The sequence below is a fragment of the Gillisia sp. CAL575 genome (assembly GCF_000403785.1).
Taxonomy (GTDB): Bacteria; Bacteroidota; Bacteroidia; order Flavobacteriales; family Flavobacteriaceae; genus Gillisia.
This window is the reverse complement of the sequence record NZ_APHJ01000021.1, coordinates 14956-28790: the sequence shown is the minus strand read 5'-3', so window position 1 is coordinate 28790 and position 13835 is coordinate 14956. Positions and strand designations below refer to the sequence as shown.

General features: G+C 35.9%; 11 protein-coding genes and 1 tRNA gene. All 12 read left to right on the top strand.

Translation table 11 applies throughout. The features are described from left to right. Nucleotide 1: 1 nt before the first annotated feature. Nucleotides 2-3205: an efflux RND transporter permease subunit gene (locus I130_RS02980; RefSeq protein WP_034919190.1), complete on the top strand. Its 3204-nt coding sequence runs from the start codon at nt 2-4 to the stop codon at nt 3203-3205. Further along, nucleotides 3192-4520 carry a TolC family protein gene (locus I130_RS02975; protein WP_034919187.1) on the top strand — a complete coding sequence of 443 codons (1329 nt, stop codon included), beginning with the start codon at nt 3192-3194 and terminating at the stop codon, nt 4518-4520. The genes I130_RS02980 and I130_RS02975 overlap by 14 nt, the downstream gene beginning before the upstream one ends. A gap of 133 nt (nt 4521-4653) precedes the next feature. Continuing rightward, nucleotides 4654-4836, top strand: coding sequence for a CPXCG motif-containing cysteine-rich protein (locus tag I130_RS02970; RefSeq protein ID WP_034919183.1), 183 nt, complete (start codon nt 4654-4656; stop codon nt 4834-4836). An 82-nt stretch (nt 4837-4918) separates the two neighbouring features. Then, nucleotides 4919-5293, top strand: a complete 375-nt coding sequence (locus I130_RS02965) for an STAS/SEC14 domain-containing protein (RefSeq protein WP_034919179.1) — start codon at nt 4919-4921, stop codon at nt 5291-5293. 412 nt (nt 5294-5705) lie between these two features. Beyond that, nucleotides 5706-5778, top strand: a tRNA-Met gene (locus I130_RS02960). 342 nt (nt 5779-6120) lie between these two features. Further along, nucleotides 6121-6516 (top strand): hypothetical protein, encoded by a 396-nt coding sequence (locus I130_RS02955; RefSeq protein ID WP_232224013.1) that lies wholly within the window; start codon nt 6121-6123, stop codon nt 6514-6516. A 125-nt stretch (nt 6517-6641) separates the two neighbouring features. Next, nucleotides 6642-11045: a CusA/CzcA family heavy metal efflux RND transporter gene (locus I130_RS02950; protein ID WP_034919172.1), complete on the top strand. Its 4404-nt coding sequence runs from the start codon at nt 6642-6644 to the stop codon at nt 11043-11045. A gap of 20 nt (nt 11046-11065) precedes the next feature. Continuing rightward, nucleotides 11066-12295: an efflux RND transporter periplasmic adaptor subunit gene (locus I130_RS02945; protein ID WP_034919169.1), complete on the top strand. Its 1230-nt coding sequence runs from the start codon at nt 11066-11068 to the stop codon at nt 12293-12295. A gap of 106 nt (nt 12296-12401) precedes the next feature. Continuing rightward, the gene (locus I130_RS02940) at nt 12402-12740 is read left to right on the top strand and encodes a P-II family nitrogen regulator (RefSeq protein ID WP_034919165.1); all 339 of its coding nucleotides are present in this window, start codon (nt 12402-12404) and stop codon (nt 12738-12740) included. A gap of 14 nt (nt 12741-12754) precedes the next feature. After that, nucleotides 12755-13171: a Fur family transcriptional regulator gene (locus I130_RS02935; protein ID WP_034919161.1), complete on the top strand. Its 417-nt coding sequence runs from the start codon at nt 12755-12757 to the stop codon at nt 13169-13171. A 26-nt stretch (nt 13172-13197) separates the two neighbouring features. Then, nucleotides 13198-13554: an STAS/SEC14 domain-containing protein gene (locus I130_RS02930; protein WP_034919158.1), complete on the top strand. Its 357-nt coding sequence runs from the start codon at nt 13198-13200 to the stop codon at nt 13552-13554. An 89-nt stretch (nt 13555-13643) separates the two neighbouring features. Continuing rightward, nucleotides 13644-13829 carry a hypothetical protein gene (locus tag I130_RS02925; protein WP_147405614.1) on the top strand — a complete coding sequence of 62 codons (186 nt, stop codon included), beginning with the start codon at nt 13644-13646 and terminating at the stop codon, nt 13827-13829. The last annotated feature ends 6 nt before the right edge of the window (nt 13830-13835 follow it).

The window sequence follows — 13835 nt, the reverse complement described above, 5'->3', positions numbered from 1 at the left end:
TGTGAGAAAAATAATTAGTTATTTTATAAAGTATGAGGTTGCAGTAAATGTTTTGATCTTCGCTTTTGTAATCTTCGGATTGATTGGAGTTTTTAATATGAAGTCTTCTTTTTTTCCTTTGGTAGACTCTAAAATCATTACTATAAATGTTGCTTATCCAGGTTCTTCTCCAGAAGAAATAGAAGAAGGAATTATACTTAAGATCGAGGATAATTTGAAAGGCTTGGTAGGTATAGATCGAGTTACTTCTACTGCCCGTGAAAGCGGCGGATCTATCACTGTAGAGATTGAAAAAGGGGAAAATATTGATGCCTTATTAGCCGAAGTTAAAAATGCAGTAGATAGGGTGCCTAATTTCCCAACAGGAATGGAGCCTCTGGTGGTGGCTAAAAGGGAAGAAATTAGACCTACCATTAGTTTTTCGGTGAGCGGAGAAAATATTCCCCTTACAACTTTGAAAGAAATAAGTCAGCAGATAGAAAATGATCTTCGGGCGATAGATGGAATTTCTCAAATTAGTATTTCAGGATATCCTGATGAAGAAATAGAGATAGCGGTAAGCCAGGATGATCTTTTGGCTTACAACCTTTCTTTCGAAGAAGTGGCTGCAACAGTAGCAAATGCCAATATACTTTCTACTGGAGGAACCATAAAAACCAATGCAGAAGATTATTTAATACGAGCTAATAATAGGTCTTATTACGGCGATGCCTTAAACAATTTAGTAGTGAGAGCTAGTACTTCTGGGCAGACTGTTCGTTTGGGAGATATTGCAGTAATTAGAGATCGTTTTTCTGAAACTCCGAATGCTTCCTATTTTAATGGAAACAATTCAGTAAATATTCAGATAAGTAATACCAATAGCGAAGATCTTGTATCTACCGCAGAAAAGGTTCGGGAATATGTTGAAAATTTTAATGAAAAGAATACTAACGTTCGTTTGGATGTAGTAAGTGATTCTTCCATTACTCTAAATCAGCGGACAATGTTGTTATTAGAAAATGGTTTTATAGGGATTTTATTAGTGCTTTTCTTTTTATCATTTTTCCTAAACACCAGACTGGCATTTTGGGTAGCTTTTGGGTTGCCAGTAGCATTCTTGGGAATGTTCATTTTTGCTCAACAATTCGGAGTAACTATTAATGTTCTTTCTCTTTTTGGGATGATTATCGTAATCGGGATCTTAGTGGATGATGGTATTGTTATTTCAGAAAACATCTATCAGCATTATGAAATGGGGAAGACTCCTGTGAAGGCTGCGATAGATGGAACCATGGAAGTGGTGCCTCCAATTATTTCAGCAATCATCACTACGGTGCTTGCTTTTGGAACCTTCTTGTTTCTAGATAGCAGGATTGGAGAGTTTTTTGGGGAAGTTTCAACAGTGGTTATACTTACATTAACTGTTTCTTTAGTGGAAGCTTTAATAATCTTACCTGCCCATATTGCACATTCAAAAGCTCTTAGGAGAGATTCAGAAAATGCAACCGAGGAGAAGAAAGGAATGGCCAAAGTTTTTGATAAGCTAAGGGGTTTCAACAGGACTGGAGATAAAATAATGTCTTATTTAAGAGATAAAATTTACAGCCCTGCTCTAAAATTTGTTTTAAACCAGCAGGTATTAAGTTTTTCTATCTTATTGGTGTTTCTAATTCTCACCATAGGCGCAATTGGTGGAGGTTGGATAAGAGTTACCTTATTTCCAAGTATTGCCAGTGACAGAGTTTCTATAGACCTTTTAATGGCAGAAGGAACAAATCCTGCTAAGACAGATTCTATTATTAGTATGGTAGAAGCAGCTGCATGGAGAGTAAATAAGGAATATTCTGAGAAGCAATCTGGAGACAAGCAAGTAGTTGAAAATATTATTAAGCAAGTTGGGCCAGGAAATAACAAGGCTTCCCTTCAAGTTAATTTATTGCCTGGAGAAGAGAGAGATTTTGGTTCTCCAGAGATAACTAATTCTATTAGAGAGGAAGTTGGCCCTGTGTTTGGTGTGGAAAGCCTCACTTTTGGTTCTGGAGGGAATTTTGGAGGAAGTCCGGTTTCTGTATCATTATTAGGAAATAACATTTCTGAATTGGAAGCTGCAAAGGAAGAGCTCAAAGCTATTTTAGAAAATAACTCCTTGTTAAAAGATGTTACAGATAGCGATCCAAAAGGAATTAAGGAAATTGATATCACGTTGAAGAATAACGCATACGCATTGGGATTAGATCTTAACAATGTTATGAGGCAAATTAGAAATGCTTTTTTTGGGGCTCAAGCACAACGTTTCCAGCGTGGACAAGATGAAATTAGAGTTTGGGTTCGCTATGATCTGGAGGCGAGATCATCTATCACTCAATTAGATGATTATAGGCTAATAACACCTTCAGGAAATCGGGTTCCATTCAGAGAAATAGCTACTTATGAAATTGTTAGAGGAACCGAGTCTATAAGCCATTTGGAGGGAAAAAGAGAGATACGAGTATCTGCAGATATGGAAGATCCTAACGGCTCTGCTACAGATATTTTACAAGATATTCAGGATAACATAATGCCAGATCTACTTTCACAATACCCATCCTTATCTGTTTCTTATGAAGGACAAAACCGAGAGGCCGATAAACTTACTAGTTCTGCAAATAAAGTTTTACCTATTGTACTCTTCCTAATATATGCAACTATTGCATTTACTTTTAGAAGTTACAGTCAGCCTTTATTACTTATGCTAATGATTCCTTTTAGTATTATTGGAATCGCTTGGGGACATTGGATACATGGTTTCCCAATTAATGTACTTTCAGCATTGGGAATAATAGCTTTAATTGGAATCATGGTGAATGATGGATTGGTATTTATTGGTAAATTCAATAGCTTTTTGGTAGAAGGGATGAAGTTTGAAAAGGCACTATATGAAGCTGGGCGCGCTAGATTTCGAGCTATATTTTTAACTTCAATAACTACAATCGCAGGATTAGCTCCATTAATATTCGAAAAGAGTAGACAAGCACAGTTCTTAAAACCTATGGCAATTTCTATAGCTTATGGAATTGGGATAGCCACAGTACTTACATTGCTTTTATTACCCTTATTTCTTTCCATTAGTAACAACATTAAAGTAGGAACTATTTGGTTGGCTACAGGTAAAAAAGTTGATAATGAAGCTGTAGAAAGAGCTATTAAAGAACAAAAAGAAAAAGAAGTTCATGAAGCACATTAATAATTCCCTAATACTTTTTTTAATCTTTCTCTGCGGAAACAGTTTTGCGCAAACTACCGTGCTTACTAAAGATGAGGCTATTACAAAAACATTGAACTCCAATTATGGGATTCAGCGTTCTCAAAATTTAATTGAAATTGCCGATAATAATCAAGGAATTTTAAATTCTGGATATTTGCCAACTATAACTGCAAACGCTGGAACGAATTATAATATAGAGAATATTGAAGCTCAATTTCAAGAAGGAGATGCACAGAGTTTAAAAGGAGCCGAGACTAAGCGTTATAATGCTTCCCTTAATTTAAATTACGCCTTATTTGATGGTTTAGGAAGGCTTTATAATTACAAACAATTAAAAGAGCAATATAAGTTAACTGAACTAGAGGCAAGAGAAACCATTGAAAACACCATTTTAGAATTGCTAAGTGTCTATTTTGAGGTGGCTAGGCTAACCGAAAATGTAGGAGTTTTAAAGGAAACCTTGGAGATCTCTAAACAGCGAATTATAAGAGCCCAATATCAATTTGACTACGGGCAAACTTCAAGATTAGGAATATTGAATGCAGAAGTAGATGTGAATAATGACAGCATTGCATTATTAAACACCCAGCAGCAGCTAGAAAACACAAAAAGAGATCTGCTGGTGATTTTAAATGAGCCAGAAACCGAGCTTAGAGATATTGCTATTGATACGAGTATAAACTTCCTGTCTGAAATTAAAATTGAAGACTTTATTAAGACATCAAATTTGAATAATGTTAGCTTGTTACAAATAGAGAGTAGCTTATTAATATCTGACTACGACATCAAGGTTAGTAAATCTGGTTATTTACCCACTGTTGGTCTAACTGGATCTTACGGGTGGAACAATAGTGATCTTCCTTCAACATCATTTGTTCAAACCAATACTACAAAAGGATATTCAGCTGGTTTAAATCTAAGCTGGAGTCTTTTTGACGGTGGAAGTACCATCACCAACGTAAAGAACACCAAAATAAGGTTAGAAAACCAGCAATTTTTAAAAGAGCAGATAATTTTAGAAGTGCAACGGGATGTAGCAAATTCTTTGGGCAATTACCAAAACAAAAGGTATATCTACGAAGTCCAAGAAAAGAACGTTTTAACAAACGAGGATAATTTTAATAGGTCTCAAGAGCAGTTCAAGCTTGGGCAAATATCTTCTATAGAATTCCGCCAGGCCCAAATTAATTTGCTTAATGCTAGAACTAACAAGAACTTAGCTAAATACGATGCTAAATTTTCGGAACTTCAGGTTTTACAATTAACGGGACAGCTTCTAAATGTAAATTTTTAATATCTTATTGAGAATTCAATTATCCATTTAGAAGGCTATCAGAAGTCTCAGGAATTTATTTTTTTTTAAATATTGACTAGTGATTTTGATCCAAAATTTTGGATTTTATAACTTTTAATTAAAATTTTTTTAGATGTTAGAACACGAATTTCAATGTCCGTATTGTTGGGAGAGTATCACTATGTTATTGGATAGCTCTGTAACTCATCAAACTTATGTAGAAGATTGCGAAATATGTTGTAATCCTATCGAGATAGAAGTTGGATTTGAAAATAATGAACTGCAACAATTTGATGCTAGAAATATAGAACAATAATTAAAGATTGATAATAAGTAAGTTATAGTTGATTAAAATGTTAAATTTATAAACATTAATAATATTCTAAACCTTACAACTTATGGTATCATCATTTCAATTGGCTAATCATGTAGTGGGAGTAATGATAGATCAGAATATTACAGAGGAATTCTTAGGAGAAATTCACAATATTGTACTGAGTAAAATTGAAGAATTTGGACATATCAATTTTTTTTGTGAAGTATTAGAAGGGAATCATATTCCATTCATGTCTTTAATGGAGGAATTAAAATTTAAATATGACAATTCTCAGTATATACACAAAGTAGCAGTAGTTACAAATCAATCTTGGCTAAGATCGGTAATGAATATTACAGATCTTGTTATACAATCTGAAATTAAGACTTATGAACTCAGCGAAAGATTAGATGCAATAACCTGGGTTTCTCAAAGCAAGCACGATTATCTTGGATAGGTAGTTTTACTTAAAAAACCTAGAGTTTTGGAATTTCATAGATTTTTGAACTATCTATATCTAGATCTCATAGCTATTTGATGAATTTAGAATTAGAATTTAAATTTTTTTGGATTTGCTTTCAATTATAATAACAAATTTTAATAAGAAATGTTTTTTGCTTTTTATAATAATAGAGTTAATTTAAGATCAGAAAACAATGAATATCAAACACTTGCTAATGGAGGCTCAGGTGTTGCCTTTGAAGATAAAAATCAGCTTAGAGCAGATTAATTAAATTCCAAAATATTTTTTTAAAAAAGCTTTGGATAAGTAGAAAAGCATTGTATATTTGCCATCCGATAGCGCAGCAATGAGGGATTATGAGGAGCTGAAAGATCGAATAAATTGACATTTTGAATTCACGATATATCGCGGGATAGAGCAGTAGGTAGCTCGTCGGGCTCATAACCCGAAGGTCACTGGTTCGAGTCCAGTTCCCGCTACTAGGAAAGACAAGGCTTCACAGAAATGTGGAGCCTTTCTTGTTTCTATCCAGTACAGAATAAGTACAGAATATTGTTCTTTTCAAATCGTCATTCTAATTGATGCTAAATCATTCTTTTTGTCCCTCAATTCTATGAATTTTTGATGTGTAGTATAGAAATCAACGATTTTGACTATTTCAGATCTAATATAACTTCGTAGTTTTCTCATTATTTTCATTTTTTATTCGTTACAACAAGGATTTTTATCTCAAAGTTTGTTTGTCTTTTATTTTGTAAATGTAATTCCATCAATTTTTGCATAACCTGTGCACTACAATTAAATTATCTTTGTAAAACTTTATGAAAATACTCGTTTCCATATCAATGTCGTTTCTATTCTTTTTTCAAGGAATAGCGGCCAATATGGAAGTTTGTGAGCAGATAGAAGAAATATCTCATTTTATTGCTCATTATCAAGACCATAAAGAAGATGATGGATATTCATTTATCGATTACGTTTATCAAGATTACATAAAAGATGATGGCAAATTGGATAACCACCATCCAGATCCGGACCACGAAAATGCGCCTGTGCATACAAATCATCAATGTTGTTTGCATTTCGTATTCTTGTCCCCTTTTCGACCAACATCAATTAGTCCGATATTCTCCGAGTCACAAAATGAGTATAATTTCTATAATTTTCAATTAAATTCCAGATATCTGGAATCTCTTTTCCAACCACCTAAAGTTTAATTCAGTTTTTTTTTAGGATAGCTATATCCTCTTTTAACCTACTCATAGGGTTAATTCCTGTTTCGTATGATTTCGCGATTGCTAACAATCATTTCGAAAATTTTAACTGAATTAAATCTCATTACATGATTAATAAAATCATTTCATTTTCCATCAACAATAAATTTGTTGTGGGTCTTTTAATAGTAGCACTTATCGGTACCGGTATTTGGTCGATGGCCACTATAAATCTGGGCTCAGTTCCAGACATTACAAATAATCAAGTACAAGTAATTACCACAGCTCCCAACCTTGGGACTGAAGATATTGAGCAATTTGTGACATATCCTGTAGAGCTTGCAATGGCCAACCTTCCCGATGTGATCGAGCTACGTTCCGTATCTCGTTTTGGACTTTCTGTGGTAACCATCGTTTTTGAAGATGATGCGGGAACCTATCTTCCCAGACAACTGGTTCAGGAAAAGCTGACTGCGGTAAGCGAAGAAATTCCTGAAGGTTTCGGTACGCCTTTTATGGCGCCAATTACAACTGGGCTTGGAGAAATTTACCAATACTCGCTAAAAGTAGAAAAGGATTATGAAGGGCAATATGACGCCATGGAACTCCGAACCATTCAAGACTGGATTGTAAAACGACAAATGGCATTGGTTCCAGGCGTTGTGGAAGTAAATGCAGCGGGAGGATTTGTAAAACAATATGAAGTCGCTATTAACCCAGACAGACTTAAAAGTTTTGGTGTCACTATGGGTGAGGTCTTTGAAGCATTAAAGAATAATAATGCAAACACTGGAGGTGCCTATATAGAGAAAAACCATCAGGCCAACTTTATTCGGGGTGAAGGATTAGCCAGAAGTCTTGAAGATTTGGAAAATACCGTGGTAACCACTCAAAATGGCACACCTGTTTTAGTACGGGATCTAGCTGAAAAAGTAGGATTCGGAAATCAAGTACGCTATGGTGCATTTACTCAGGATGGAAAGGAAAGCGTTGGGGGGCAAATTCTTATGCTTAAAGGTGAAAGCCCAGGCGAAGTTATTGAAAACGTAAAAACCCGTATCAAGGAAATTCAGAAGTCTTTACCTGAAGGGGTGTATATCGAAGCTTTCTTGGATAGAAGTGATTTGATAGGTCGTACAACAAGTACGGTAGAAAAAAATTTAATAGAAGGTTCGTTAATCGTAATATTTGTTTTGATTTTACTTTTAGGAAGTTTTCGTGGAGGCTTGATAACCGCCTCGGTAATTCCACTTTCTCTATTATTTGCTTTTATATTAATGAAACAATTTGGGGTTTGGGCAAATTTAATGTCTTTAGGTGCTATTGATTTTGGGATCATCGTAGATGGTGCGGTAATTATTGTGGAGGGTATGGTGTTCCATATTCATCAAAGGATCAAAAAATCCAAGGCAGTTATGAATCAAGCTGAAATGGATGAGATAGCATACGAGTCGGCAAGTACAATGATGAATTCCGCATTCTTTGGTCAATTAATTATTCTTATTGTATTTACTCCTATATTATTTTTAACGGGGGTTGAAGGAAAAATGTTCAGACCAATGGCCTTTACTTTTGGTTTTGCAGTTTTAGGAGCTATAATACTTTGTTTGACCTATGTACCGATGATTTCTGCACTATTTCTAAAACCTTCCAAAAATCAAGATGGTTGGTTTGCAAAATTTGAAAATACAATAGATAGATTCAGCGATCGAATTATGAGTGGGCTCAATAAAGCATATAAGCCTTTATTATCTTTCTCGCTAAGGTTTAGAGCAGGTGTTGTTATTGGAGCAGTTGCTTTATTATTGATTGCTGGTTTTATATTCAGCAATATGGGTGGTGAATTTATTCCAAAATTTGATGAAGGTGATATTGCGATGCAAGCTCTTATTAAGCCAGGTAGCAGTCTTACAGAATCTATAGAAGCTTCCAAAAAGCTTCAAAACATCATAAAAGAATTTCCGGAAGTTAAAACAATGATTTCGCGTATTGGTGTAGCAGAAATTCCAACAGACCCAATGCCTATGGATATAGCCGATAGCTATATCATTCTGGAAAAGGACAAGAGCAAGTGGACAACTGCGGAAACCAAAGAGGGATTAATTGAGAAAATTCGAGAAAAAATTTCAGTCATTCCTGGGGTTAACTTTGTGTTTACACAACCCGTAGAGCTCCGCTTCAATGAATTATTGACAGGAGTTCGTGAAGATGTTGCCATAAAATTATATGGTGAAGATATGGGAGTACTGTCAGATAAGATCCAAGAAATTGCTGCAGTTATCAGAACAGTTCCCGGGGCCGTAGATCTTAATGTGGAGGCTACAAGTGGTCTACCGCAGATTACGGTGAACTACAACAGGGCAAAAATGGCACAATATGGAGTTACTGTTGATAAACTCAATGATTACGTAAGCGCAGCTTTTTCTGGAGAAAAAGCAGGAGTAATTTTTGAAGGTGAAAAACGATTTGATGTGGTTATCCGCCTGGCACAAGAATACCGGCAAGACATCAATAGCTTAAAAAATCTTTATATCGATTTGCCCAGTGGTAACCAAGTTCCTTTAAAAGAGGTAGCGGAGATTAGTTATAAACCTGGACCTATGCAGATATCGAGAGATAATACTTATAGGCGTATTTCTGTGGGGGTCAATGTTAGAGGTCGTGACGTGAAATCGATGGTTGAGGAAATTCAACAAAAACTCGATGCAGAAGTAAAGCTTCCACCTGGATACTACGTAACCTACGGAGGTTCTTTTGAGAATCTACAACGCGCGACCGACCGGTTGATGATCGTGGTGCCTATTGCCTTGGCACTCATATTTATACTGTTATATTTTGCCCTTGGTTCATTTTCGCAGTCCATTATGATATATATGGCCGTTCCTCTTGCCGCAATAGGTGGAGTATTTGCCCTCTGGATTCGTGGAATGCCATTCAGTATTTCTGCAGGTGTTGGGTTCATTGTACTCTTTGGGGTAGCAGTCTTAAATGGGCTGGTTCTTATTAATAAATTCAATGAACTAAAAGAAAAAGGAATGACAAATATTAAAGATAGAATTTATGAGGCAACACACGAACGGCTTCGCCCTATTCTCTTAACCGCAACTGCTGCTATAATGGGCTTTATCCCAATGGCGGTTTCCACATCAGGTGGTGCAGAAGTACAGCGACCATTGGCAACGGTGGTAATTGGTGGATTGATAACAGCAACATTTTTAACACTTGTTGTCCTTCCTGTTCTTTATTATTGGCTTGAAGCACGAAAAGAGAAAAAAGATAATGGTGACGATGTAAGCTATATCAATAAAAGAACTACCGTTATTGTCGTGCTTTTAGGCTTGGGAGGATTTTTGTCTTCAAATACTGCGAATGCACAAGAAACGACTCTAGCCCAAATCATAACTATGGAGGAAGCTATTAATATGGCCAAAAAGAATTATCCTTCATTAAAGGAAAGTCGGGCATTTATTGAACGGGAGCAGGCTATGAAGGGCACTAGTTTCGATTTGGGAAACACCCAAGTGTTCACGGGAAAGGAAGAAGTTGGCAATGGACTTCCTGGGGTGCAGACCACAATAGGGTTTCAACAAGGAAATATCGATTTGCTTTCGGGCTTTTCCAAATCCAAGTTTTATAAGGAAAGGGTTCAATTGGGAGAAAAGTTCTATGCCTTAAATGAGCAACAGTTGGTGCGCAATGTGATGCAAGCGTATGACCAAATTAATTATAACAAGGCACAATTGCGTTTTGCCGAACAATTGGACAGCGTTTATGCCGATTTTAGGACTGCATCCCAATTGCGGTATGACACTGGTGAAACCGGAAAACTGGAATTTATTGCAGCCTCCTCCGAATATCAACAAATACAAGTATTAAGACAACAGGCCTATGACAATATTGAAATTGCCAAAAGAGCCTTAAAGCAATATTTGGGAATTGATCAAGAAATCGAAACAGTAGGATTGCCTTACGAAACGATGAATTATATGGCAGTGCTTGATTCGGCATCCGTAGCTGACAATCCATTATTACAGTATTCAATGCAAAATGCTGAAGTAAGCAAGGCAAATATTGGTGTGGAAAAATCACAGTTTTTACCCAAGTTCAACCTTTCCTATGGAAGGCAAGTCGTTGATGACATATCTGGTTTTAACTCCTATCAGGCCGGTATTAGTATCCCGCTTTGGTTCTTACCACAAAAATCAAGGGTCAAGGCCGCTAAGGCAGATGCGAGGGTTGCCGAAAATCAATACTTAGAGCAAAAAGCGGTTACCGAAAGCAGGGTTTCACAACTTTTAAAATCCTTGGAAAAAACTCAAAAAACCTTGAATTACTATCAGGAAGGAGCATTGCTTTTGGCAGAAGAACAAATATCTACAGCAGAACTCGCTTCAAAGGAAGGTGAAATAGATTATGTAAACTATATCACGATCCTGAATAGTGCCATTCGGATAAAGCAGAACCATTTACAATTTATCAATCAGTATAACCAACAAGCCATTGAGTTACAATATCAATTGGGCAATTTATAAACCTAAAAAAGGAAAGTAAAATGAAAAATATAGCAATAATTACTACGGTTTTATTAACGCTCTTGTTGATAGGCTGTAACGACAAACCCGATTCTGAATTGGCTCTTAACGAAGAAAACGCAACTTCAAAAACAATAGGGAACGAGGAAAGTGGGCACAATGAGGAAGAAGAAGGAGAAGAAGGCGTGGTAGAACTTACCAAACAACAAGTGGAGACCATTGGTTTGGAAACCAAAACTTTGGAAGAAAGGAATCTTGGGAATAACATCAAGGTAACGGGAATGCTGGAACTGTTCCCACAGGACAAAGCGAACATAAGTCCGTTTGTTGGTGGTAATGTAAGCTCCATAAAAGTGGTTCCTGGTGATAATGTTAGAAAAGGACAGGTGCTTGCATATATAGAACATCCAGATATTATAGCAATGCAACAAGAGTTTCAAGAAAAAAACGATGAGCTAGTATTCTTAAAACAGGATTATGAACGTAAGCAAACCTTGTATGATAAAGGGGTTTCCTCGGGTAAGGAGTTCCAAATGGCGCAATCTCAATATCGTTCAACAACCTCCAGTGTAAATGGTTTAAGATCAAGGTTGCGTTTGTTGGGTATTAATTCAGACAAGGTAGCCCAAGGCGAAATCTTTTCCGCAATACCCATTACCACTCCTTTAAGCGGATATGTGGGAGAAGTGATGGTAAGTCTTGGGGACTATGTGGCTCCTCAGTCCACAATGTTTTCGATAAGTGATAATTCAAAAATCTATGTGAATTTTAAGGTGTACGAAAAAGACATAAAACACATAAAGGAAGGCCAGCAGATCTATTTTTCTACCACCTCAAGACCTGATGCACTTTTAAAAGCTACTGTACGCTCTATAGGTAAGACCTTCGAGAGTGATCCAAAGGCAATAGAGATATTAGCAGATATCGAAAATAAAGACAAGAATTTATTGCCAGGAATGTACGTGGAGGGAAGGATCGTTCAGGGAGAAAAATCTGGTTATGCAGTACCAGAAGAAGCTATTGTAAAAGAAGGAGAACAATCCTACATTTTTATTGTAGATGAGGATGAAGCGCCAGAAGAAAATAGGATGAAGTTTAAGAGGATTCCTGTTAGTACTGGCTTGAACGATCTTGGTTTTGTAGAAGTAAACCTTCCAGCAGAAATTGCCAAAAATGTTAAAATAGTAACAAGTGGGGCCTATACCCTTTCTTCTGAAATGGTCAAAGGAGAACTGGAACACGGTCATTAATACAATAATCATCAAGGATTTTGATTCCGGGTTTGTTTATCGTCTTAATTAGTTAGTTAAAAATTGAAAAACAGGCTCGGTTCAAAATCTATTAAAAATTTATAATATGAAAGAAGTTAAAGCATTCGTAAAACCAAATAGGATTCAAAGAGTGATTGAAGCCTTAAGTGAAAACGGCTTTAAAAGTATGACCCTGTCACAATCTGAAGGTACAGGAGCATTCAAAGCAAAGGGAGCAAGACCCTCACTTGATTTTCATGTAACCGATAGTCCCGTAGTAAAAATAGAGTTGGTGTGCCAAAATGAAGAAGCTCAAGCTGCTATTGAAATAATAATGGCCAATGGAAAAACCGAAGAGCCTGGAGACGGTATTATTTATCTATCTAATATAGAGGATGCCTTTCAAATAAAAACAGGCGATTCATTAAAAAGATACGACCTATAAACTCTTTATAGTAAATGGAAAAAATAATTCAATTATTGGAAAGTAGGGGAATAAGGCCTACTGCAATGCGCTTGATGACCTACAAGCGACTGGCAGAATTGAAGGTGGCCATAAGTCTAGGTGATTTGGAAAAGGATTTTAAAATTTCTGAAAGGAGTACTCTTTTTAGAACTATGAAAACATTTGAAGAAAAAGGAATTGTACATCAAATCCAAGATGGAACTGGAGTTATAAAGTACGCTCTATGTGAAGCAGAATGTGAGGTCGGCAATGACCTACATCTACATTTTCATTGCAATAACTGTGAGGAAACGGTTTGCTTGACAGAGCATAAAATCCCGCATATTAATTTGCCCGAAGGCTATATCACTGAAGATATCAATCTAGTGGTAAAAGGTATATGTGGGAAATGCAGTAATAATTTAAACTAAGATATGGATTTTTAAATATTATTGAAATGATCTCAATTTTTAAAAAACAAAGCACAGTATATATGGTGGCTCAAAATAAACTAGATATCAAGGATTATGAAAACCTGATACCGGTCTTAACAGAACATATAATGGCTCATCAAGAGGTTAAGTGGTACATAGAGATGAAAAATTTTGAAGGTTGGAAGGCAAGTATGTATTGGAAAGGCATTGAACTTGAACTTCCCAATGAAGAACATTTAATAAAAGTGGCTTTGGTAGGAAGTGTTGAATGGCAAGAGCAATTTACGGAAGTTTTGATGCTGTTTACCAGGGCGCATATAAAATTTTTTAAGGTCGAAGAAAAAGACGATGCTAAAAAATGGTTAAATAAAGAAAACTGATCCGCATTAGTGTACCTCTGTTTTCTTTTATATAACGAAATGTGAGCTGTATACGTATGAAAATTTTAGATTATATTAAATTTAAAATTATGAAAACAATAAATTCAGTAATATTTATTTTTTTTGCTGCTTTAAGCATTCAGGCCCAAACTATTTACAGGACTCAGGAAGGGCATATAATGATTATAGCCAATAATGAATATGAACCTATTAAGGTGGAAAGCAATCAACTTTCTGTATATCTGGACTATACCCGGACTGGGAGATGTCATTGAAATTCA

What these genes read in the sequence shown, in the direction of transcription:
- I130_RS02975 (WP_034919187.1), top strand. Translation starts at nt 3,192, where the DNA reads ATGAAGCACATTAATAATTCCCTAATACTTTTTTTAATCTTTCTCTGC.
- I130_RS02970 (WP_034919183.1), top strand. Translation starts at nt 4,654, where the DNA reads ATGTTAGAACACGAATTTCAATGTCCGTATTGTTGGGAGAGTATCACT.
- I130_RS02965 (WP_034919179.1), top strand. Translation starts at nt 4,919, where the DNA reads ATGGTATCATCATTTCAATTGGCTAATCATGTAGTGGGAGTAATGATA.
- I130_RS02955 (WP_232224013.1), top strand. Translation starts at nt 6,121, where the DNA reads ATGAAAATACTCGTTTCCATATCAATGTCGTTTCTATTCTTTTTTCAA.
- I130_RS02950 (WP_034919172.1), top strand. Translation starts at nt 6,642, where the DNA reads ATGATTAATAAAATCATTTCATTTTCCATCAACAATAAATTTGTTGTG.
- I130_RS02945 (WP_034919169.1), top strand. Translation starts at nt 11,066, where the DNA reads ATGAAAAATATAGCAATAATTACTACGGTTTTATTAACGCTCTTGTTG.
- I130_RS02940 (WP_034919165.1), top strand. Translation starts at nt 12,402, where the DNA reads ATGAAAGAAGTTAAAGCATTCGTAAAACCAAATAGGATTCAAAGAGTG.
- I130_RS02935 (WP_034919161.1), top strand. Translation starts at nt 12,755, where the DNA reads ATGGAAAAAATAATTCAATTATTGGAAAGTAGGGGAATAAGGCCTACT.
- I130_RS02930 (WP_034919158.1), top strand. Translation starts at nt 13,198, where the DNA reads ATGATCTCAATTTTTAAAAAACAAAGCACAGTATATATGGTGGCTCAA.
- I130_RS02925 (WP_147405614.1), top strand. Translation starts at nt 13,644, where the DNA reads ATGAAAACAATAAATTCAGTAATATTTATTTTTTTTGCTGCTTTAAGC.